Origin of the sequence: Thermomonas carbonis (assembly GCF_014396975.1) — a bacterium.
GTDB classification, from domain to species: Bacteria; Pseudomonadota; Gammaproteobacteria; order Xanthomonadales; family Xanthomonadaceae; genus Thermomonas; species Thermomonas carbonis.
This window is the reverse complement of record NZ_CP060719.1, coordinates 676278-698427: the sequence shown is the minus strand read 5'-3', so window position 1 is coordinate 698427 and position 22150 is coordinate 676278. Positions and strand designations below refer to the sequence as shown.

21 protein-coding genes and 1 pseudogene are annotated in these 22150 nt (G+C 66.7%); 16 read left to right on the top strand and 6 right to left on the bottom strand.

Annotated features, from left to right (window positions below; translation table 11 throughout):
- Positions 1-7 precede the first annotated feature (7 nt).
- Genes H9L16_RS03315 through H9L16_RS03305 form a run of 3 tightly spaced genes read left to right on the top strand, consistent with a single transcriptional unit; the run spans position 8 to position 2456 of the window.
- Entirely contained in the window at positions 8-1063 is a 1056-nt protein-coding gene (locus H9L16_RS03315; RefSeq protein ID WP_187553170.1) for a class I SAM-dependent methyltransferase, read from the top strand.
- A complete protein-coding gene (locus H9L16_RS03310; protein WP_187553169.1) occupies positions 1060-1770 on the top strand; it encodes a pseudouridine synthase in 711 nt (236 codons plus the stop codon). The genes H9L16_RS03315 and H9L16_RS03310 overlap by 4 nt, the downstream gene beginning before the upstream one ends.
- On the top strand, positions 1767-2456 hold the full coding sequence (locus H9L16_RS03305; protein ID WP_187553168.1) for an HAD family hydrolase: 690 nt from the start codon (positions 1767-1769) through the stop codon (positions 2454-2456). The genes H9L16_RS03310 and H9L16_RS03305 overlap by 4 nt, the downstream gene beginning before the upstream one ends.
- A gap of 4 nt (positions 2457-2460) precedes the next feature.
- On the opposite strand, the gene H9L16_RS03300 is transcribed toward H9L16_RS03305, so the two are convergent.
- Positions 2461-3012, bottom strand: coding sequence for a DUF1415 domain-containing protein (locus H9L16_RS03300; protein ID WP_187553167.1), 552 nt, complete (start codon positions 3010-3012; stop codon positions 2461-2463).
- Between the two features lies 1 nt (position 3013).
- Positions 3014-3496, bottom strand: coding sequence for a YajQ family cyclic di-GMP-binding protein (locus H9L16_RS03295; protein ID WP_187553166.1), 483 nt, complete (start codon positions 3494-3496; stop codon positions 3014-3016).
- A 103-nt stretch (positions 3497-3599) separates the two neighbouring features.
- Here H9L16_RS03295 and H9L16_RS03290 point away from each other — a divergent pair, with 103 nt between their 5' ends.
- From H9L16_RS03290 to H9L16_RS03235, 12 genes and pseudogenes are all read left to right on the top strand, one after another.
- Positions 3600-4442 (top strand): DMT family transporter, encoded by an 843-nt coding sequence (locus H9L16_RS03290; protein WP_187554026.1) that lies wholly within the window; start codon positions 3600-3602, stop codon positions 4440-4442.
- Positions 4443-4613: 171 nt separating this feature from the next.
- Positions 4614-6007: pseudogene (locus H9L16_RS03285) on the top strand (dihydrolipoyllysine-residue acetyltransferase).
- 10 nt (positions 6008-6017) lie between these two features.
- On the top strand, positions 6018-7814 hold the full coding sequence (gene lpdA / locus H9L16_RS03280) for a dihydrolipoyl dehydrogenase (protein ID WP_187553165.1): 1797 nt from the start codon (positions 6018-6020) through the stop codon (positions 7812-7814).
- A gap of 254 nt (positions 7815-8068) precedes the next feature.
- Positions 8069-8467, top strand: coding sequence for an ATP synthase subunit I (locus H9L16_RS03275; RefSeq protein WP_187553164.1), 399 nt, complete (start codon positions 8069-8071; stop codon positions 8465-8467).
- A gap of 26 nt (positions 8468-8493) precedes the next feature.
- Positions 8494-9333 carry a F0F1 ATP synthase subunit A gene (atpB, locus tag H9L16_RS03270; protein WP_187554025.1) on the top strand — a complete coding sequence of 280 codons (840 nt, stop codon included), beginning with the start codon at positions 8494-8496 and terminating at the stop codon, positions 9331-9333.
- Positions 9334-9421: 88 nt separating this feature from the next.
- A complete protein-coding gene (gene atpE, locus H9L16_RS03265; protein ID WP_187553163.1) occupies positions 9422-9700 on the top strand; it encodes a F0F1 ATP synthase subunit C in 279 nt (92 codons plus the stop codon).
- Positions 9701-9829: 129 nt separating this feature from the next.
- On the top strand, positions 9830-10303 hold the full coding sequence (locus H9L16_RS03260; protein ID WP_187553162.1) for a F0F1 ATP synthase subunit B: 474 nt from the start codon (positions 9830-9832) through the stop codon (positions 10301-10303).
- A 10-nt stretch (positions 10304-10313) separates the two neighbouring features.
- Complete coding sequence (locus H9L16_RS03255) at positions 10314-10841, top strand: F0F1 ATP synthase subunit delta (protein WP_187553161.1); 528 nt, start codon at positions 10314-10316, stop codon at positions 10839-10841.
- 63 nt (positions 10842-10904) lie between these two features.
- A complete protein-coding gene (gene atpA / locus H9L16_RS03250) occupies positions 10905-12455 on the top strand; it encodes a F0F1 ATP synthase subunit alpha (RefSeq protein WP_187553160.1) in 1551 nt (516 codons plus the stop codon).
- Between the two features lie 119 nt (positions 12456-12574).
- The gene (gene atpG, locus H9L16_RS03245; protein ID WP_187553159.1) at positions 12575-13438 is read left to right on the top strand and encodes a F0F1 ATP synthase subunit gamma; all 864 of its coding nucleotides are present in this window, start codon (positions 12575-12577) and stop codon (positions 13436-13438) included.
- A gap of 104 nt (positions 13439-13542) precedes the next feature.
- Positions 13543-14949, top strand: a complete 1407-nt coding sequence (gene atpD / locus H9L16_RS03240; RefSeq protein WP_187553158.1) for a F0F1 ATP synthase subunit beta — start codon at positions 13543-13545, stop codon at positions 14947-14949.
- Between the two features lie 9 nt (positions 14950-14958).
- Complete coding sequence (locus H9L16_RS03235; RefSeq protein WP_187553157.1) at positions 14959-15384, top strand: F0F1 ATP synthase subunit epsilon; 426 nt, start codon at positions 14959-14961, stop codon at positions 15382-15384.
- A 163-nt stretch (positions 15385-15547) separates the two neighbouring features.
- Here the strand turns inward: H9L16_RS03235 and H9L16_RS03230 are convergent, their stop codons facing one another.
- Both H9L16_RS03230 and H9L16_RS03225 read right to left on the bottom strand, forming a co-directional pair.
- Entirely contained in the window at positions 15548-15934 is a 387-nt protein-coding gene (locus H9L16_RS03230) for a GtrA family protein (protein WP_187553156.1), read from the bottom strand.
- A complete protein-coding gene (locus tag H9L16_RS03225) occupies positions 15931-17913 on the bottom strand; it encodes a hypothetical protein (RefSeq protein WP_187553155.1) in 1983 nt (660 codons plus the stop codon). Before H9L16_RS03225 ends, H9L16_RS03230 begins: the two co-directional genes overlap by 4 nt.
- 99 nt (positions 17914-18012) lie before the next feature.
- Here H9L16_RS03225 and glmU point away from each other — a divergent pair, with 99 nt between their 5' ends.
- Positions 18013-19383 (top strand): bifunctional UDP-N-acetylglucosamine diphosphorylase/glucosamine-1-phosphate N-acetyltransferase GlmU, encoded by a 1371-nt coding sequence (gene glmU, locus H9L16_RS03220; protein WP_187553154.1) that lies wholly within the window; start codon positions 18013-18015, stop codon positions 19381-19383.
- Between the two features lie 102 nt (positions 19384-19485).
- Here the strand turns inward: glmU and H9L16_RS03215 are convergent, their stop codons facing one another.
- Both H9L16_RS03215 and H9L16_RS03210 read right to left on the bottom strand, forming a co-directional pair.
- Positions 19486-20796, bottom strand: a complete 1311-nt coding sequence (locus tag H9L16_RS03215; protein ID WP_229796528.1) for a sensor histidine kinase — start codon at positions 20794-20796, stop codon at positions 19486-19488.
- Positions 20796-22136 carry a sigma-54-dependent transcriptional regulator gene (locus tag H9L16_RS03210; protein ID WP_187553153.1) on the bottom strand — a complete coding sequence of 447 codons (1341 nt, stop codon included), beginning with the start codon at positions 22134-22136 and terminating at the stop codon, positions 20796-20798. The genes H9L16_RS03215 and H9L16_RS03210 overlap by 1 nt, the downstream gene beginning before the upstream one ends.
- Positions 22137-22150: the final 14 nt, after the last annotated feature.

Sequence of the window (22150 nt, the reverse complement as noted above, 5' to 3'; positions counted from 1 at the left end):
TTGGCGCATGTCAAACCATCGCGACATCGCCCTCGACGCCCTCCTGTATCCCTTCGCCGAGGGCGCCCTGCGCTGGTCGGCGGACGCGCTGTTCCTGCGCGCACGCGAAGGCGCGGCCCTGCATATGCGCGGCGGGCTTCAGTCGTTGGCCTGCACGCAGCCGTTCAAGCCGGAGGCCGACCGCCTGCAGCGCATCGGCGCGACCCTGGTCGACGAGGACGCCGTGCCGGCTGCGCGCTACCCACTGGTGCTGGTGCTGCCGCCGCGCCAGCGCGAGGAGGCGCGTGCGTTGCTGGCCAAGGCGTGCATGGCGGTCGCACCCGGCGGCATCGTCATTGCCTCGGTGGCCAACGACGAGGGCGCGAAATCGCGCGAGGCCGACCTCAAGCAACTCGCCGGCACGGTGACCACGCTCAGCAAGCACCATTGCCGGGTGTCGTGGACGCGGCCGGATGCGACCTTCGATGCAGCCACGCTGGCGCAATGGGCGAAGGCCGATGCGCCGCGCAAGGTGATCAGCCCGAATGTTCCCGGCGAGGCCTTCCTGAGTCGGCCCGGTGTGTTCGCCTGGGATCGCGTGGATGCGGCATCGGCGATGCTGGCCGAGGCACTGCCGAACGATCTGAGTGGCCGGATTGCCGATTTCGGCGCGGGCTGGGGTTATCTGTCGATGCAGGTACTGGCGCGCTGCCCGAAGGTCGCTTCGCTGGACCTCTACGAAGCCGATGCACGCGCGCTGGCGTTGGCCGGCGAAAATCTCGCGGATTCACGTGTGCCGGTGAGCCGCCATTGGCGCGATGTCGCCGCAGGCGTGAGCGAACGTTTCGATGCCATCGTCTGCAATCCGCCGTTCCATGCACTGGGTCGCGGCGATCGTCCCGACATCGGCCGCGCCTTCATCGCCGCTGCAGCCAGTGCCTTGAAGCCCGGCGGTCGCCTGTGGCTGGTCGCCAACCGGCACCTGCCGTACGAGTACGCGCTGGGCGAGGGTTTCGCGCAGGTGCAGACGCTTGCGCAGGACGGCGGCTTCAAGATCGTTGAAGCGACAAAGGCAGCGCGATGAAACTCGTGAAGCACCTCGCCAACCTGGGCTACGGCAGCCGCAAGGACGTGCAGTGGATGTTCCGCGAGGGCCGCATCACCGATGCCGCCGGCGACGTGCTGTATGCCGATGATCCGCTCGACCACGACAACATCCGCGTCGACGGCGAGCCACTGGATCTGCCGCCCGGCCTGCTACTGATGCTGCACAAGCCGGTCGGCTACACCTGTTCGATGAAGGATCCGGGGCGGATCGTGTTCGACCTGTTGCCGCCGCGTTTCCGCGAGCGCAACCCGGTGTTGTCCACGGTCGGTCGCCTGGACCGCGCCACCTCCGGCCTGCTGCTGTTCACCGACGACGGCCAGTTGCTGCACCGGATCATCGCGCCGAAGTCGAAGTTGCCGAAGGTGTACCTCGCCACGCTCGCCGAGCCCTTGCGCGGCGACGAAGCGGCCCTCTTCGTCAGCGGCACCCTGATGCTGGAAGCGGAGAAGACGCCGTTGTTGCCCGCGGAGCTTGAAGAGCTTGGCGCGAATACCGCGCGGCTGACCCTGCACGAAGGCCGCTATCACCAGGTACGGCGGATGTTCGCGGCGATCGGCCATCACGTGGAAGCGCTGCATCGCGAACGCATCGGCGGATTGAGCATGGGCGACTTGCCGGAAGGGCAGTGGCGTGCGTTGGATGGCGCCGATCGCGACCAGCTGTTTTCCACGGAATCCGCATGAGCCCTGCTGAGATAGCGCCGTTGCTGTTCCTGCCGGACGCCGTCGTCTTCGACATGGATGGCTTGATGCTGGACAGCGAGCGCGCGATCAACGACTGCATGGCGCGCGCGTCGCGCGAGCTGGGCCACGACCTGCCGGACAGCCTGTGGCTGCAGATGATCGGTGGCGGCGATGGCCTGTGCCGACGCCTGCTCGCCGAACGCATCGGCGATGACGCGACCGTCGAATTGCTGGCATGCACCGAAGCGATGTACGACGTGGTCGCCGATGCCGGCATCGACCATCGGCCCGGCATCGTCGAATTGCTCGACTGGCTGGTCGCACATGGCATCCCGCGTGCGGTCGCGACCTCGACCCGACGCCCGCTGGCGATGCGCAAGCTGGCGGCGGCAGGACTGCTGCCGTATTTCGACGCGGTGGCCACCAGCAGCGACGTCGCCGCGCCCAAGCCTGCGCCGGATGTTTATCTGCTTGCCGCGTCCAAGCTCGGCATCGATCCGCTGCGTTGCCTGGTGCTGGAGGATTCGCCGACCGGCGTGCGCGCTGCACTGGCTGCGGGCATGACCCCGGTGCAGGTGCCGGACATGCTGGTGCCGGATGACGCCGCGCGTGCGCTGGGGCATCGCATCGTCGGTTCGCTAGGCGATGCGCAGCGCCTGCTGGAAGCGCGTTTGGCCGCAGCCTGACGCATCACTCCGCGAGCAGCTTGCTCCAGCCATCGAAGCCGAGCTCGCGCGCGGTGGCGATGTTGCGTTCGATGATCGCGTCGGGATCCGGATAGGCCGCCACCGCGCGGTCGATGCTGGCTTCGCGCAGCAGGTGCAGGATCGGGAACGGCGCGCGGTTGGTCAGGTTGTCGGTGTCGCCCGGTTCGCTGCCGGCGAACTGGTAATCCGGATGGAAACTGGCGACCTGCAGCACGCCATCGAGGTCCAGTGCCTCGACCAGCGCATCGGCATCGCCGAGGAAATCGTTGTAGTCCAGGAAGTCGCCCAATACCTGCGGATGCACCAGCAGGGTGGTGTCGACCTCTTCGGCAGGCGTGTCGCGCAGCAGCGCGAGTTCCTCGCCGAGTTCTTCCAGCAGCGCGCGCTCGGTGCTGGCATCGCTTACCACGATGCGCACCTGTTGCTTCACATAGACAGCCTTCGCGAACGGGCACAGGTTCAGGCCGATCACCGCGCGTTCCAGCCAGCGGCGGACGCCGGCTTCGACCTGCACCGGATCGAGCGTGTCGGTCACGTCAGTCGCGGAAGTTGTCGAACTGCAGCGGCACGCCGAACTCGCCGGCGCGCAGCAGGGCCATCGCCGCCTGCAGGTCGTCGCGCTTCTTGCCGGTGACGCGCAGCTTGTCGCCGTTGATCTGCGAGTCGACCTTGAGCTTGGCGTCCTTCATCGCGGCCTGCAGCTTCTTCGCCAGTTCGCGCTCGATGCCCTGCTTGACCGTGACGGTCTGCCGCGCGCCGGCCAGGTTGGTCTCGATGTCGCCGAATTCCAGGCAGCGCGCATCGATCTTCCGCGCGATCAGGCGCGCGCGCAGGATGTCGGTCATCTGCTGCAACTGGAATTCGCTGGGCGCGGACTGCTTGATGGCGGCATCGTCCAGCTCGAAGCTGGCGACAACGCCCTTGAAGTCGAAGCGCGTGGACAGCTCGCGATTGGCTTGGTCCACGGCGTTGGTGAGTTCGTGGGTATCCACTTCGGAAACGATGTCGAACGAGGGCATGGCGATGGGCGCAGGTGACGGGGCGGGCAGGTTACCGCATGCTGGCCGCATGCATCCCAAGCCCGCCACGTCGCACGATCACGCACGCCGCGGCATGCTGCTGATGCTGGTCTCGATCCTGCTGTTCTCGCTGATGGACGCCGGGTTGAAGACCTTGTCGACGCATTACCCGCCGTTCCAGGTCGCGGCGATGCGCGGGGCGTCCTCGTTGCCGCTGGTACTGGTCTGGGCCTTGTGGAGCGTAGGCTGGCGTCCGTTGCTGCAGGTGCGCTGGCCCTTGCATCTGCTGCGCGGCGTGCTCGGGATCATGATGATGGCCAGCTTCGTGTACGCGCTGGGGCAGTTGCCGCTGTCCACCGCGTATTCGATTTTCTTCGTCGCCCCGCTGCTGATCACCGCGCTGTCGGTGCCGATCCTCGGCGAGCGCGTGGGCCCGCGTCGCTGGACCGCGATCACGATCGGCCTGCTGGGGGTGCTGGTGGTGTTGCGCCCGACCGGTGAAGGCGTGCTCACCACCGCCGGCCTGGCCGTGCTGGTGGCAGCACTGGGTTACGCGGTGTCGGCGATCACCGTGCGCGTGCTGGCGCGCACCGACAGCACCCAGGCGATCACCTTCTGGTTGCTGGCGCTGATGGCGCTGGGTGCGGGCGCGCTGGCATGGCCGAACTGGGTGCCGCTGCGCGCCGAACATGCCTGGATCATCGGTGGCATCGGCATCGCCGGGGCCATCGGCCAGTACGCGATCACCGAGGCCTTCCGCCTCGGCGAGGCCTCCTTGATCGCGCCACTCGAATACACCGCCCTGGTCTGGGGCGTCGCCCTCGACCTGGCGCTGTGGGGCGTGCTGCCGGATGCGATCACCTGGTTCGGTGCGGCCATCATCATCGCCAGCGGGCTGTACCTGATCCGGCGCGAGAAAGTGCATGCGGAGGCCGAGCATCCCTGATTGCACCCCGGTCAATACCCCCGGAATTGGCCTGAAAACCCGATATCCGAGACATTTCGAGACATCGAAATGAATTAGCCGGGTAAATCAGGAAATTTGCCGCGGTGCGGTTTGTCGATGCCGGCGGGATGTGCCAACAATAGGGTCCCAACCCGAAAACCGGAGACCGGCATGGCCGACCTCAAGGAAGCGCGCGTCCCCGACATCGGCGGTGATAGCGACGTCCCGATCATCGAACTGCTGGTCAAGGTGGGCGACACCGTCGCCGTCGACCAGGGCCTGGTCACCCTGGAGTCCGACAAGGCGACGATGGAAGTGCCGTCGCCGTTCGCCGGCGTGATCAAGGAGCTGAAGGTCAAGCTGGGCGACAACCTCTCCGAGGGTGCGCTGGTCGCGATCATCGAAGTCGCGGGTGGGGCTGCCGCCGAAGCGCCTGCTCCGGCATCCGCGCCGACGCCTCCCCCGCCCAGCCGATCGCCGCCGTGGCAACGACCACCGCATCCGAAACCGGTGCCAAGATCGAACCGGTCGTGGTTGCGCCTCCTGCGCCCGCGCCGGTGCCCGCTGCCGCACCGATGGGCGCCGGCCTGCCGCCGGTGCGCTTCGAAGCCGATGCCGTGCTGCCGGACAAGGTGCCCTATGCCAGCCCGGCAGTGCGGTTGTTCGCCCGCGAACTCGGCGTCGACCTGATGCAGGTGACCGGCAGCGAGCGCGGCGGCCGCATCGGCAAGCTCGACGTACAGAATTTCGTGAAATCCGCATTGGCAGGTGGCCCTGTGGCAGGAGCTTCAGCTCCGACGAGTGCATCTGGCGGCGGCCTCAACCTGATCCCGTGGCCGAAGGTCGACTTCGCCAAGTTCGGCGAGATCGAAAGCAAGCCGCTGTCGCGCATCCAGAAGATTTCCGGTGCCAACCTCGCGCGCAACTGGGCGATGATCCCGCACGTCACCCAGTTCGACGATGCCGACATCACCGACCTGGAAGGCCTGCGCGTCGCCCTCAACAACGAGAACGCCAAGGCGATTGCCGCGGGCAAGGCCGGCAAGCTCACCATGCTCGCCTTCATGATCAAGGCCAGCGTGGCCGCGCTCAAGAAGTACCCCAACTTCAATGCGTCGCTGGATGGCGACAACCTGGTGCTCAAGCAGTACTACAACATCGGCTTCGCGGCGGACACGCCGAACGGCCTGGTGGTGCCGGTGCTGCGCGACGCCGACAAGAAGGGCGTGATGCAGATCGCCGTCGAGATGGGCGAGCTGGCCGCCGCCGCGCGCGACGGCAAGCTCAAGTCCGAGCAGATGCAGGGCGGCTGTTTCACCATCAGTTCGCTGGGCGGGATCGGCGGTACGTCGTTCACGCCGATCATCAACGCACCGGAAGTCGCGATCCTGGGCGTGTCCAAGTCGGAGACGAAACCGGTCTGGGACGGCAAGGCCTTCCAGCCGCGCCTGATCGTGCCGCTGTCGCTGAGCTACGACCACCGGGTGATCGACGGCGCAGCCGCCGCGCGCTTCACCGCCTATCTCGCACAACTGCTGGCCGACCTCCGTCGGGCCGTGCTGTAAGGGGCTGGCCATGGCAGACATCGAAAGCAAGGTTCCGGACATCGGCAGCCACGGCGACGTCCCGGTCATCGAAATCCTGGTCGCGGTCGGCGACACGGTGAAGAAGGATCAGGGCCTGGTCACGCTGGAATCCGACAAGGCCACCATGGAAGTGCCGGCGGTCGCCGATGGCGTGATCAAGGCGCTGAAGGTGAAGCTGGGCGATGCGGTGTCGGAAGGCGCGGTGATCGCGGTAATCGAGAGCGCTGCGGCACCTTCTGCGCCGGCACCCGCCAAGGCAGGGGCTGCAGCACCGGCGGCCGCAACTGCGCCGTCTGCGACGCCCGCCCCGGTGAACGCAGACGCGGCGAAAGCCCCTGCACCGCAGGCGGCCTCATCGTCCGGCCGTGCGGCCGACATCGAATGTGCGACGGTGGTGCTGGGCGCCGGTCCGGGCGGCTACACCGCCGCGTTCCGCAGCGCCGACCTCGGCGTCGACACGGTGTTGATCGAGCGCTACGCCAACCTTGGCGGCGTCTGCCTCAACGTCGGTTGCATCCCGTCGAAGGCGCTGCTGCACGCGGCCGACGTGATCGACCAGGCCGCTCACGCCAGCGACTACGGCGTCGAATTCGGTGCGCCGAAAATCAACATCGACACGTTGCGCAGCTACAAGGAAAAGGTCGTCGGCCAACTCACCAAGGGCCTGACCGGCATGGCCAGGCAGCGCAAGGTGCGGGTCGTGCAGGGCACCGCGAAATTCCTGTCCGCGAACGAACTCGAAATCGTCGGCGATGACGGCAAGGCACTAGTGCTGCGCTTCGCGAACTGCATCATCGCCGCCGGTTCGCAGCCGGTGAAGCTGCCGTCGTTTCCGTGGGACGACCCGCGGGTGATGGATTCCACCGACGCGTTGAACCTGGCCGACGTTCCGAAGAAGTTGCTCGTCGTCGGTGGCGGCATCATCGGCCTGGAAATGGCCACGGTGTACCGCGCGCTGGGCAGCGCGGTGACCGTCGTCGAGTTCATGCCGCAGCTGATGCCGGGCGCCGACCTCGACCTGGTCAAGCCGCTGGCGGATCGCCTGAAGAAGCAGGGCGTCGCCGTGCATCTCAAGACCAAGGTGGTCGAGGCCGAGGCGCAGAAGACCGGCATCGCCTGCACCTTCGAGGGCGAGAGCATTCCCGAGGGCGCGTTGTACGACCGCGTGCTGGTCTCGGTCGGGCGTGCGCCGAACGGTGGCAAGCTCGACGCGGGCAAGGCCGGCGTGGCGGTCACCGAGCGCGGCTTCATCGACGTCGACCGGCAGATGCGCACCAACGTGCCGCACATCTTTGCGATCGGCGACCTGGTCGGGCAGCCGATGCTGGCGCACAAGGCGACGCACGAGGGCAAGCTCGCCGCCGAAGTTGCTGCCGGCGAAAAGAAAGAATGGGTCGCCCGGGTGATCCCGAGCGTGGCCTATACCGATCCGGAAATCGCCTGGGTCGGCGTCACCGAGACCGAGGCGAAGGCCAAGGGCCTGAAGGTCGGCGTCGGCAAGTTCCCGTGGGCGGCCTCCGGTCGCGCCATCGGCCTCTCGCGCACCGAGGGTTTCACCAAGCTGGTGTTCGACGAGGCAACCCATCGCATCATCGGCGGCGGCATCGTCGGCGTGCATGCGGGCGAACTGATCGCCGAGATCGGGCTGGCGATCGAGATGGGCTGCGAGGTCGAGGACATCGGCCACACCATCCATCCGCACCCGACCCTGAGCGAGTCGGTCGGCATGGCCGCCGAGGTTTTCGACGGCACGATTACCGATCTCTATATCCCCAAGAAGAAGTAGCGCTGCATCGCGCAAAAAGAAGCCCCGGCGTGCGGCCGGGGCTTCAGGGCGCCACGCCCGGAGCTGACGAGGAAGGGTGGCGCAAGTCTGTGACCCGTCCTCCGCGGGAAGGTTCCCGCGTTTGTGCAAGGGCCTTTGGCGGTTGCCCCGGGATTTTCGCGCCTGCTATACTTTTGCGGCTCCGCAGGACCGATTTGGTGCGCTTTGACCGGTCAACCTGCGGTACCGAACCGGATTTTTCGGGAAATGTCCGCGTGCTGAATTCCGCTGCCGAGGGCTGGCGGCAGGCGCTGCGGGTGGTGGCCTTCCAGGCCGTCGCCGCGCTGCTGGCCGCCGCAGCCTGCTTGCCTCTCGGGCCGCCTGCCGCATTGGCGGCGCTGGTCGGAGGCGGGGCGATGGCATTGGGCAACCTGCTGGCGGCCTGGGGTGCGTTCGGGGGCGGGGTGGCAGGAGCTGGCACGGCGCTCGGGCGCTTGCTGCTTGGCACCGCGCTCAAATGGTTGGTGGTCGCCGGCGGCTTGTACCTGGCGATGGCGGTATGGCGGTTGCCGGCGGTGCCGGCACTGGCCGGCGCGGCGATGGCCGCGGCGGCATTCGTGGTTTCGATGAAATTCGCAGTGGCAAGACCAAGCACGACGAGGGCGAGTACGTGATTCTGGAAGGCACGATCCTGAACAGCATGGCCCTGGAGCCGAGCGGCGAATCCGGCGGCGGTGGGCTCACCGCGTACATCGTCCATCACCTGACCCACAACGTGGTCTACGTGGCGGGCCAGAAATTCCACTTCGACTCGTGGATGGTCGCGCTGTTGCTGGGCCTGCTGGGCTGCTTCCTGCTGTGGACGCAGGCGCGCAAGGCGACTGCCGGCGTGCCGTCCAAGCCGCAGGCCTTCGTCGAGCTGGTGGTCGAGTTCGTCGACTCGCAGGTCAAGGACACCTTCCACGGGGATCGCCGCTTCATCGCGCCGCTGGCCCTGACCATCTTCGTCTGGGTGTTCTTCATGAACGCCATGGACCTGCTGCCGCTGGACCTGCCGGCCGGCATCGTCACCGCGGTGGCCGGCGAGGAAGCCGCGCACCACACCTACCTGCGCTGGGTGCCCACCGCCGACGTGAACACCACGTTCGCGATGTCGATCACCGTGTTCTTCCTGATCATCTTCTATTCGATCAAGGCCAAGGGCGGCTGGGGCTTCACCAAGGAGTTGTTCACCGCGCCGTTCCATGCGCACGGCACCTTCGCCAAGATCGTGCTGGCGGGCCCGAACCTGTTCCTCAATCTGGTCGAATACCTGTCCAAGCCGGTCAGCCTGGGCATGCGGTTGTTCGGCAACATGTACGCGGGCGAGCTGGTCTTCATGCTCATCGCCGGCCTGTTCATGTCGTGGATCACCTTCCCGTTCGGCCTCGTCGCCAACTCGGTCTGGGCGATCTTCCACATCCTGATCATCCTGCTGCAGGCCTTCATCTTCATGGTGCTGACCGTCGTCTACCTGGCGATGGCCCACGAGCACCACTGATCCGCCGTTCCGGATCAACGCGTTCCGCTTCACCTCGTTCCAACCACTTTCACTTTCACAGCTCAGCACTGAAAACCGGAGATCCACCATGGAAGCACTTGCCAACGTCCAGGCCTTCACCGCCATCGCCATCGGCATCATCGTCGGCCTGGGTGCGCTCGGCGCCGCCCTCGGCATCGGCATCATGGGCTCGAAGTTCCTCGAATCCGCTGCCCGCCAGCCGGAACTGGTCCCGATGCTGCAGGGCCGCATGTTCCTGCTCGCCGGCCTGATCGACGCGGCGTTCCTGATCGGCGTCGGCGTGGCGATGATGTTCGCGTTCGCGAACCCGCTGCTGGCCGCCGTGCAGACCGCCGCCGGCGCCTAAGCGCTGACGCGTCACGATGCGCGCGGCGTCCGTCGCGCGCATCGGCGATTCAAGCGCCGCGGCATGCCGCCGTGGCGTTGCCCCTGACGGGCGCGCATCGCGCCGCCCGTTCGACACGCAAGGTACGACATGAATCCGACCTTCATGACATTGCTGGGCCAGATGATCACGTTCGCGATCCTCATCTGGTTCACCGTCAAGTTCATCTGGCCGCCGCTGATGTCGGCGATCGAGGAACGCCAGCAGAAGATCGCCGAAGGCCTCGCTGCCGCCGACAACGCGCAGAAGAACCTGGCGCAGGCGCAGGACAAGGTCAACGAGGAACTCAAGGCCGCGCGCAGCAAGGCCAACGAGATCATCGACCAGGCCCACCAGCGCGCCAACCAGCTGATCGACGCGGCCAAGGCCGATGCGATCAGCGAGGGCAACCGCCAGAAGGCGCTGGCCGAGGCCGAGATCGAGTCCGCCGCCAACCGCGCCAAGGAAGAACTGCGCAAGCAGGTCTCCGTGCTGGCCGTGTCCGGCGCCGAGAAGCTGCTGAAGCGCGAGATCGACGCCAACGCCCACAAGGCGCTGATCGACGATCTGGCCGCGCAGCTGTAAGGACGGACCGATGAGCCAGGCCCTGACCCTTGCCCGTCCCTACGCCCGCGCCGCGTTTTCAATCGCGCGCGACGCGAACGCGCTGCCCGCATGGTCGGACGCGCTGGCGTTCGCCGCCCGCGTGGCTGCCGATCCTTCGGTCGCCGTGTTGCTCGGCAACCCGGGGCTGACCCAGGCCGATGCCAACACCCTGCTCGCGCCCGAAGGGGCCGATGCCCTGTTCGGCAACTTCCTCGGCCTGTTGTTCGAGAACCGTCGCCTGTCGCTGCTGCCGGAAATCGCCGGCATGTTCGACGAGCTGCGCTTCGAGTCCGAGCGCGTGGTGAAAGCGAAGGTGACCTCTGCGGCCGCACTGCCTGCTGCCGAACTCGCCACCATCAAGGCGGCGCTGGCGAAGCGCTTCGGCCGCGACGTCGAGGTCGAGACCGCGGTGGACGAAAGCCTGATCGGCGGCGCCGTGATCGATGCCGGCGACGTCGTCATCGACGGTTCGCTGAAGGGCAAGCTGGGCCGCCTGCAGGCGGCGTTGGCGCACTGATCCGATTGTTGCAACAACTTATTTGAATCTTGCCGGCGGCAACGCGGCACCAAGGAAACCAAGATGGCCACCACCACGCTCAACCCGTCCGAAATCAGCGAACTGATCAAGACCCGCATCGAGAAGGTCAAGCTTTCCGCGGAAGCGCGCAACGAAGGCACCGTGACCTCGGTGTCCGACGGCATCGTGCGCATCCACGGCCTGGCCGACGTGATGCAGGGCGAAATGATCGAGCTGCCGAACAGCACCTTCGCGCTGGCGCTGAACCTGGAGCGCGACTCGGTGGGTGCGGTGGTGCTGGGCGACTACAAGCAGCTGCGCGAAGGCGACACCGCCAAGACCACCGGCCAGATCCTGTCGGTGCCGACCGGTCCGGAAATGCTGGGCCGCGTGGTCAACGCGCTCGGCGAGGCGATCGACGGCAAGGGTCCGATCGAGGCCAAGGTCAGCGCGCCGGTGGAAACCATCGCCCCGGGCGTGATCTGGCGCAAGTCGGTGAGCCAGCCGGTGCAGACCGGCTACAAGTCGGTCGACAGCATGATCCCGATCGGCCGCGGCCAGCGCGAGCTGGTCATCGGCGACCGCCAGACCGGCAAGACCGCGCTGGCGATCGACGCGATCATCAACCAGAAGCACAGCGGCATTAAGTGCATCTACGTGGCGATCGGCCAGAAGAACTCCACCATCGCCAACATCGTGCGCAAGCTCGAGGCGAACGGTGCGATGGCCTACACCACGGTGGTCGCCGCGTCGGCGTCCGAGTCGCCGGCGATGCAGTACATCGCGCCGTACGCCGGTTGCACCATGGGCGAATACTTCCGCGACCGCGGCGAAGACGCGCTGATCATCTACGACGACCTGTCCAAGCAGGCCGTGGCGTACCGCCAGATCTCGCTGCTGCTGCGCCGTCCGCCGGGCCGCGAGGCGTATCCGGGCGACGTGTTCTATCTCCACTCCCGCCTGCTGGAGCGCGCCGCGCGCGTGTCCGAGGAGTACGTGGAGAAGTTCACCAACGGCGCCGTCAAGGGCAAGACCGGCTCGCTGACCGCGCTGCCGATCATCGAAACGCAGGCCGGCGACGTCTCGGCGTTCGTGCCGACCAACGTGATCTCGATCACCGACGGCCAGATCTTCCTCGAGACCGACCTGTTCAACGCCGGCATCCGCCCGGCCGTGAACGCCGGTATCTCGGTGTCGCGCGTGGGTGGCGCAGCCCAGACCAAGATCATGAAGAAGCTGTCCGGCGGCATCCGCATCGCGCTGGCACAGTACCGCGAGCTCGCCGCGTTCGCGCAGTTCGCCTCGGACCTCGACGACGCCACCCGCAAGCAGCTGGAGCGTGGCCAGCGCGTCACCGAGCTGATGAAGCAGCGCCAGTACGCGCCGATGTCGGTCGCCGAGCAGTCGCTGTCGATCTACGCCGTGGACAAGGGCTACATGGACGACGTGCCGGTGAACAAGATCGGTGCGTTCGAAGACGCGCTGCACGCGCACTTCACCAACACCGCCGGTGACCTGATGAAGTCCGTGGCCGACACCGGCGACTGGAACGACGACATCGAAGCCGCGTTCAAGAAGGGCATCGAAGACTTCAAGGCGACCGGTTCCTGGTGATTTGAGGCGGGTCTCGACCCGCCAGCGCGACAACGCAGCAAAGGCGAAGGCGGGTTCAATCCCGCACACGCAAATCAAGCCCAAGGCGGGTCACGACCCGCCCTACGCAGGAAGACAAGATGGCCGGCGGCAGAGAAATCAAAACCAAGATCAAGAGCGTGCAGAACACCCGCAAGGTGACGCGCGCGCTCGAAATGGTCTCGGCCTCCAAGATCCGCAAGGCGCAGGATCGGATGAAGTCCTCGCGGCCGTATGCGCGGGCGATGAAGCAGCTGATCGGCCACCTGGCGCAGGCGAACTCCGAGTACCGCCACCCGTACCTGGTGCAACGCGCGGAGATCAAGCGCGTCGGCTACATCATCGTGTCGTCGGATCGCGGCCTGGCCGGCGGCCTGAACAACAACATGTTCCGCAAGCTGCTGGTCGAGTTCCGCGGCTGGCAGGAGAAGGGCGTCGAGATCGATGTCGTCACCATCGGCCAGAAGGCCTCGGTGTTCTTCCGCCGGCTCAAGGTCGGCATGCTCGGCTCGGTGACCCACCTGGGCGACGTGCCGCGCGTCGAGCAACTGGTCGGCGTGATCACGGTCATGCTGGATGCCTACACCGCCGGCACCGTCGACAAGGTGTTCCTGTCGTATAACGGCTTCGTCAACACGATGACCCAGAAGGCCAGCTTCGACCAGTTGCTGCCGTTGGCGGCGTCGGAGACGCAGGTCGCCAGGCACGACTGGGATTACCTGTACGAGCCCGATGCCGAAAGCGTGCTTGAGCACGTGCTGACCCGCTACATCGAGTCGCTGGTGTACCAGGCGGTGATGGAGAACGTGGCCTCCGAGCATGCTGCGCGCATGGTCGCGATGAAGGCCGCGAGCGACAACGCCAACAAGCTGATCGGTACGCTCAACCTGATCTACAACAAGGCGCGGCAGGCGGCGATCACGCAAGAGATTTCCGAAATCGTCGGCGGCGCCGCGGCGGTTTGATCCAAAACACATTCCTGTAGGAGCGGCGTCAGCCGCGACCGGGAAAAGATCGCGGCTCACGCCGCTCCTACAAAGCAGCATCAAGCGATTCAGAGGACATAGTGATGAGCAACCAGGGCAAGATCGTCCAGATCATCGGCGCAGTCGTCGACGTCGAATTCGCGCGCGAGAGCGTGCCGAAGATTTACGACGCGCTGAAGGTGCAGAACACCGAAATCACGCTGGAAGTGCAGCAGCAGCTCGGCGATGGCGTGGTGCGCTGCATCGCGCTGGGCTCCACCGACGGCCTGAAGCGCAACCTGCTGGCCGACAACACCGGCCGCGCGATCTCGGTGCCGGTCGGCATCGGCACGCTGGGCCGCATCATGGACGTGCTCGGTCGCCCGATCGACGAGGCCGGTCCGGTCGTCGCCGACACCACGTGGGAAATCCACCGCGCGGCGCCGTCGTATGAAGACCAGGCGGCGACCACGGAGCTGCTGGAAACCGGCATCAAGGTGATCGACCTGATGTGCCCGTTCGCCAAGGGCGGCAAGGTCGGCCTGTTCGGCGGCGCCGGCGTGGGCAAGACCGTCAACATGATGGAACTCATCAACAACATCGCGACCGAGCACAGCGGCCTGTCGGTGTTCGCCGGCGTGGGTGAGCGTACCCGCGAGGGCAACGACTTCTACCACGAGATGCAGGAGTCGGGCGTCGTCAACATCGAGGAGCACGCCAAGTCCAAGGTGGCGATGGTGTACGGCCAGATGAATGAGCCGCCGGGCAACCGCCTGCGCGTGGCGCTGACCGGCCTGACCATGGCCGAGTACTTCCGCGACGAAGGCCGCGACGTGCTGCTGTTCGTCGACAACATCTACCGCTACACCCTGGCCGGTACCGAAGTGTCGGCGCTGCTCGGCCGCATGCCGTCGGCGGTGGGTTACCAGCCGACCCTCGCCGAGGAAATGGGCGTGCTGCAGGAACGCATCACCTCGACCAAGACCGGTTCGATCACCTCGATCCAGGCCGTGTACGTGCCCGCCGACGATTACACCGATCCGTCGCCGGCCACCACTTTCGCCCACCTGGACTCGACCGTGGCGCTGTCGCGCAGCATCGCGTCGCTCGGCATCTACCCGGCGGTGGATCCGCTGGATTCGACCAGCCGCATGATGGATCCGAACGTGATCGGCAACGAGCACTACGAGACCGCGCGTCGCGTGCAGGGCACCCTGCAGAAGTACAAGGAACTGAAGGACATCATCGCGATCCTGGGCATGGACGAGCTGTCGGAAGAAGACAAGCAGGCCGTGGCCCGCGCGCGCAAGATCGAGCGCTTCTTCAGCCAGCCGTTCACCGTGGCCGAAGTGTTCACCGGTTCGAAGGGCAAGTACGTGTCGCTGAAGGACACCATCCGCGGCTTCAAGGGCATCGTGGACGGCGAGTACGACCACCTGCCGGAGCAGGCGTTCTACATGGTCGGCTCGATCGACGAAGTGGTCGAGAAGGCCAAGAAGCTGGCGGCCTAAGGAATCACCATGGCATCCACCATTCGTTGCGACATCGTCAGCGCCGAGGCCGAGATCTTCCATGGCGAGGCCGAGCTGGTCGTGGCCACGGGCGAACTCGGCGAGCTGGGCATCGCGCCCAAGCACGCGCCGCTGATCACCCGTTTGAAGCCGGGCAAGGTCGTGGTGACCCTGCCGGGTGGCGAGAAGCTCGACTTCGCGATCTCCGGCGGCATCCTCGAAGTGCAGCCGACGGTGGTCACCGTGCTGGCCGACACCGCGGTGCGCGCCGACGAAATCGACGAGGCCGCGGTGCGTGCGGCCAAGGAAGAAGCCGAGCGCATCATCGCCCACCGCGGCGAGAAGATGGACATCGCCGAGGCGCAGCAGAAACTGGCCGAAGTCTCCGCGCAGCTGCAGGCGCTGGAGCGCTTGCGCAAGAACCTCAAGCACTGAGGTCGATGCCATTCGCTTCACGGAACGCCGGCCTTGTGCCGGCGTTTTTCGTTTCCGGGAACGGGACTGCCAGAGCGGCGAGTGTGGTGGGTGTTCGCGCAGCGGCATTTCGAGCCGCGAAGCGAATGCCCGCCGCGATCGACGCATCGGGCAACCACGCGCGTCAGGCCTTGCGGTAGACCCAGTGCCGCGACAGCAGGAAGCCGATGCCACCGGACAGCAGGTCAGCCCCCGGCTTGAGCAACTGCGCGGTGCGCAGGCCGAAGACGTCGTCCAGGTGGGCGACGATCCAGGTGTTGAGCACAGTGAGTGCGATCCACATGACGAAGAAACGCATCGCCGCATGTCGGCCAAGGTGGGTGTCGTCTGCGGCGAAGGTCCATTTGCCGTTGAGCCAGAAGCCCAGCGTCGCGCCTGCCAGCCGGCCGATCACGTTGGCCGGTTCCACCGGCATCACCCATTCGCTCAGCGCGAGCATCAGCCCGTATTCGACCAGCCATTGCAGCAGGCCGATCGCCGCATAACCGCCGAGGTGCCGGCGCAGGGTCATCGCGCGGTTCCCACTGGCAGCGACCAGCGTTGGCTGTCGGCGGCTTCGTCGGCCTTGCGTGCCCCTGCGATATCGAGTCCGGCACGCAGCGCGGCGCTGGCCTTGCGATCATCGACAATCATGTGGCCGATGCGGTTGCGATGCAGCAGCTCGGCCCATGCCTTGCCGCTCGCATCGGCATCCACGCGCGCGAATTCCGTTTCCCATTTCGGCGAATACCAGCTGACGTTGCGCCCGCGCTGGCCCAGTTCCGCGAGCGCCCCGTAGTTGCCCGGCAGCACCAGCACGAGGGAATTGTCGTCCGGCAAGCGTGCAGCGAGCAGGCGCTCTGGCGCATAGCGCTCGAACAACGGCGCGTTGTTGCCGGGACTGGCAATGTCGCGCTTCAGCGCACCAGTGCGCAGCATCCAGTTGGCATTGGTGGCGAAGGCGAGGTTCAACACGCACACGCCCCAGAACGCGATTGCGCCGTGGCGCAGGCTCGGCCACGCAACGACCAATCCCGGGAGCAGCAAGACCAGCGCCGGCTGCAGGTAGCGTGCGTACTGCAGCGGCAACAAGGTGAGCAGCAGGCCGATGCTGGCGACCACTGCCAGACCGCGCGTGCGGGGATCGCGCAACGCGAGCAGCCACACACCCAGAGTCGCCATCAGCACGAACCCGAACCCGCCTGGGTACGCCTCGAAATAGCCGCCGGTATCGAACGTGATGTCCCATAGGACGTCGGCATCGAAACCACCGCTCCAGCGCGGGTCGCTGAAATCGCGCAGCGCGAAGAACGGCGAGCGAAAAAAATCGTTGAAAAGCGGCAGCAACGGATTGCCGGTGAGCCACCAGGCGTGGACATAACTCGAGCCGCCAGTAATGGCTGCCAGCAACGCACCGACGGGCAATGCGCGCCATGGCAGGTGCGCACGATGTCGCCACGCAGCCCACGCCAGCAGCGGCAGCGTTACAACGCCGTGCATGAGCTTCAGCCCGCATAACGCACCGAACAGCAGCGCGCCCGCGAGCATGTTGCGTGGCGATGATGCGTCGGCGTCGCGCAACACCAGCCACGCCAGCGCCGGCAGCCAGGCCATCGCGACCAGTTCGGTCTGCATGCCGCTGGCCAGGTGCATGCTCAGCGGCAGGCTGGCCATCAGCGCCACTGCCCACCAACGCCGCGTCGCATCGCCGCCGAGCGCACCCGCGAGTCCGTGCATCGCGCCGGCGGCGATCAGCAGCCACAACGCATTCAATGCGCCGCGCGCTTCGCCGCCCGCCAGCACCTGCGCCACGCCCTGCAGCACGTCGCCGTTCCATGGCGCCAGCGCCCAGACCTGAAGATGCGCGTCCATCGCATAGCGCGCCGTGGTCTGCAGTTGCGAAGGCAAGCCGAGGTGGTAAGCGACGTCGTCGGACTGCATCGTCGGCAGCCACGCACCGGTGCTGGCCAAGCCGAGAAGCAGCATCGCGCCGGTAGCGGCCGCGGGCGACGCACGCACGCCGGCATCGAACTGCTGCCATGTGGCCCGCGCGATTTCGAGGATCGCCCGGCGTCGCCACGCGACCACCGCGATGCAGGCGACGACGTAGACGGCGCGATGATGAATCGGCAACGACAGCAGCCAAACCAGCGTGCCGGCGATCATCGCCAAGCCGATGGGGAGTGCGATGGCACCGCGCAGTAACAGGCTGCCCAGGCCGACCGCGGCTACCGCCAGCAGGGCGGCGGCGAGTACCGGCATCGGCCCGGAAAACACCGCCAGCGCCAGTAGCCAGACCGTGCAAAGCGATGCCGCGCGTGACCACCGCAGCCAGCGTTGCAGTGGCCAGGCCGCCGCAAGCGCGAGCAAGGCCAGCAGGCCGTGTTCGAAGGCGCGCGGGAACGGCAGTTCTTCCCACATGCGATGCACGGCCAATCCGACCACGCACAGCGCAATGCCTGCCCAGAGCAGGACGGCAGGCAGTGGCGATGAGCGTGGGTGGTCGGGCATCGGCCACATGCTAGGGGCTGGCGGGAAAGCGTCAATGCCGCGTGGGCGTCGCCCGCGGGGCAACCGTTAGAATCGGGGCCTTCCAACGCGAGCCCGTCCATGAGCGCACCCCTGCATGTCGTTGTCCTGGCCGCTGGCGAAGGCAAGCGGATGAAGTCCGCGCTGCCGAAGGTGCTGCAGAAGGTCGCGGGTCGACCGATGCTGGCGCATGCCATCGATGCCGCCCGCGCGCTGTCGCCACAGGGCATCCACGTGGTTTACGGGCACGGCGGCGAGCAGGTCCGCGCCGCGTTCGTCGACCAGCCCGACCTGCAGTGGTCGGAGCAGGCGCAACAACTGGGTACCGGCCACGCCGTGCAGCAGGCGATGCCCGGCGTGCCGGATGATGCGCGCGTGCTGGTGCTGTACGGCGACGTGCCGCTGATCACCGCGCAGTCGCTGCAGCGTTTGCTGGATGCGCCGGGGCGGCTGGCCGTGCTTGCTGCGGACCTGCCCGATCCGACCGGTTACGGCCGCATCCTCCGTGATCCCGAGGGCCGCGTGGCCGCCATCGTCGAGCAGAAGGACGCCGACGAGGAACAGCGGCGGATCCGTCTGGTCAACACCGGCGTGATCGCCGCCGATTCCACCGCACTCAAGCGCTGGCTGGAACACCTGGGCAACGACAACGCGCAGGGCGAGTACTACCTCACCGACGTGTTCGCGGCGGCGGCCGACGAATATGCTGCTGCGGAAATCGTGGTGGTCGCCGATCCACTGGAAACCGAAGGGGCGAACGATTCCTGGCAACTCGCGCGCCTCGAGCGCGCGTTCCAGCTGCGCCAGGTGCAGGCCTTGTGCATCGATGGCGCGCGCGTCGCGGACCCGGCGCGCATCGATATCCGCGGCACGGTGCGGGTGGGTCGCGATGTCGAGATCGATATCGATGTGGTGTTCGAGGGTGAGGTCGAACTGGGCGATGGCGTGCGCATCGGCCCGTTCTGCCGGATCAAGGACAGCATGCTCGCCGCCGGCACCGAGGTGCGCGCGCATTGCGACCTCGAAGGCGCGCGCAGCGAAGGCGCGGTGCAGGTCGGTCCCTACGCGCGGCTGCGTCCCGGCACCGTGCTCGCCGATGGCGCGCACATCGGCAACTTCGTCGAGACCAAGAACGCGACCGTCGGCGTGGGCAGCAAGGCGAATCACCTGAGTTACCTGGGCGATGCGGTGATCGGTGCGGGCGTGAACATCGGTGCCGGCACCATCACCTGCAACTACGACGGCGCCAACAAGTTCACGACCACGATTCACGACAACGCTTTCGTCGGTTCCAACAGCGCACTCGTCGCGCCGGTGACGATCGGCGCGGGCGCGACCATCGGCGCCGGTTCGGTGATCGGCAGGGATGCACCGGCGGGCGCATTGACGGTGGCGCGTGCACGCCAGGTGACGCTGGAGGGCTGGTTGCGGCCGGTGAAGCAGCCGAAGTAGCAAACTGCTTTTGTGGGAGGGGCTTCAGCCCCGAGTTCTTCGATCGCTGGCGATGCAGTCGCATGAAAAGCTCGGGGCTGAAGCCCCTCCCACGAGAGCTTGTCACACCGGCAACACCATCGACACGCACAACCCGCCGCCTTCACGATTGAGCAGGGCGATGCGGCCGCCGTGCGCTTCGGCGATCTCGCGGGCCAGGGCGAGGCCAAGTCCGGTGCCGTGGCGCTTGGTCGAATAGAACGGCAGCAGCGCGTTCGCCAGCACCGCGTCGTTCATGCCGCTGCCGCGGTCGAGGACGTCGATGCGCCAGCCTTCCGGCGTGCGTCGCACGGAGGCGCGAACTTCGTCGGCTGCGGTGCCGGATTCATGCGCGTTCTTCAGCAGATTGAGCAGCGCCTGTTCCATCTGCGCGACATCGAAACGGCCGATGCCATCCTCCGGCTGCACGTCGGGCACGAACTCCACTTGCGAGCGCAGCTGGGCGAGGAATTGCGACCATTCCACCGGCGTACTGCGCGGTGCCGGCAGCTTGGCGAAGCGTGCGTAGTCGCGGATGAAGCCTTCCAGATGCCGCGCGCGATCCTCGATCGTTGCCAGAGCAGCGGGCAGGCGTTCGTGCTGGCCGCGGCGCAGCAGCTCGGCACCGGAATGCGCCAGTGATGCAATCGGTGCCAGCGAGTTGTTGAGCTCGTGGCTGATCACCCGGATCACTTTTTTCCAGGTCTGCACTTCCTGTCGGCGCAGTTCCGCGGTGAGCTGGCGCAGCAATACCAGTTCATGCGGCCGGCCGTTGAGCCGAAAGCCGCGCCGCGACAGATGATAAATATCCTCGTCGTCGTCGCTGCCGACGGTGAACATGCCGTCGCCGCCGCGCTCGAAAGCTTCCTGCAGGGCAGTGTCCGCTTTCGCGAGTACGTCCTCGAACGCGCGTCCTTCCAGCCGCCGGCCTTCGCCGAGCATGCGTCGCGCGGCCAGGTTGCCCAGCACGATGCGCCGCGAGGCATCGACCAGCACCATCGCCACCGGGGTGTTCTGCACCATCGTGTCGAGCAGCAGTTCGCGTTGCACCAGCGCAAGGCGTTGCTCGCGCAAGGCGTTGCCCAGCGCGTTGTGCGCGTCGACCAGTTCGATCAGGTCGCTGGCCTTGTCCCAGGTGATGCCGAAACTGAAATCGCCGTCGCGATAACTGGCGACGGTACCGGCGAGTGCGCGGAACAGCGCGCGCATCGGCACCAGCGCGCGCCAGATGATCGCCGCGACCACGCTGCCGATGAGCACCGCGGCAACCAGCGCCGCGGCCCACAGCGGCATCCAGCGCGCGAGTAGCACGGTCGACGCAGTGGCGGCCGCGATTCCGCCGATCGTGATCGCGATCATCCGCACCGCGATCGGCAGCACGCGCAGGACGCGCATCAGCTGCGCGCGATGCCGAGCCGGTCGAGCCGGCGATACAGCGCCTGCCGCGACAGGCCCAGATCCGCGGCGGCCTGTGCGAGCACGCCGCCATTGCGTTCGAGTGCGGCTTCGATGCTGGCGCGGTCGGGTTCTTCGCCGCCAGTCGTTCCCGCATCCTGCGTGCCCGGCGGCAAGGCGAGGTCCGCGGCGGCGATGACATCGCTGCGCGAAAGCAAGGCAGCGCGCTGCACCGCATTGCGCAACTCGCGCACATTGCCCGGCCACCCATGGCGTTGCAGCGCGCGTTCGGCATCGTCGCCGAGGCGCTTGCCGGCGGGCAGGAAGTGGCGGGCGAGCGGCAGGATGTCGCGTGGGCGTTGGGCGAGTGGTGGCAGCCGCAGTTCGATGCCGTTGAGCCGGTAGAACAGGTCTTCGCGGAAGCGGCCGTCGGCGATCAGTGCCTGCAGATTCGCATTGGTCGCGCTGACGATGCGCACCTTGACGCTGCGCTCGCGGTTGCTGCCCAGCCGCTGGAAGCGGCCGGTCTCCAGCACGCGCAGCAATTTGACCTGGCCGGCCAGCGGCAGCGTGCCGATCTCGTCGAGGAACAAGGTGCCGCCATCGGCCGCTTCGAACTTGCCTTCACGCGGCTTGGTCGCACCGGTGTAGGCGCCGGCCTCGGCACCGAACAATTCGGCTTCGATCAGTTCACTCGGCAACGCACCACAGTTGAGCGCGATGAAGGGACCATTCCGCACCAGCGAATTGGCGTGGATGATCTCGGCGTAGCGTTCCTTGCCGGCACCGTTCGGGCCGGTCACCAGCACCGGGATGTCCGATTTCGCCACCTGGCAGGCCAGCGCCAGCGCGTTCTCGCTGGCCGGATCCGCGTAGACGATGCCGCGCAAGTCGTAGTCGCGCAGCAAAGCATCGCGGCGGCGGCGTTCGCCGAGTTGCGTCTGGGTGAGTTCGCGACGTGCCTCGGCGAGTTCGAGCAGGTTGTTCACCGTCACCAGCAGCTTGCGGTCGTCCCAGGGCTTGGCCAGGTAATCGGCGGCACCAGCCTTGACCAGATCGATCGCCGATTCCAGATGCGTCCACGCCGTCAGCAGGATCACCGGAAGGTCGGGATGGCGCGTGCGCAGTTCATGGAACAGCGCAGTGCCTTCGTCACCGGAGGTCGTGTCGGCTTCGAAATTCATGTCCTGGATCACCAGGTCGACCTGCTCGCGCTGCAGCAGGTCGAGTCCTTCGTGCGGCGACTCCGCATGCAGCGTGTCGATGTCGTGCAGCGAGAACAGCACCTCGAGCGCGGTGCTGACCGCACGGTTGTCGTCGATGACCAGGATGGTGGACATGGGATCCGGTGGCT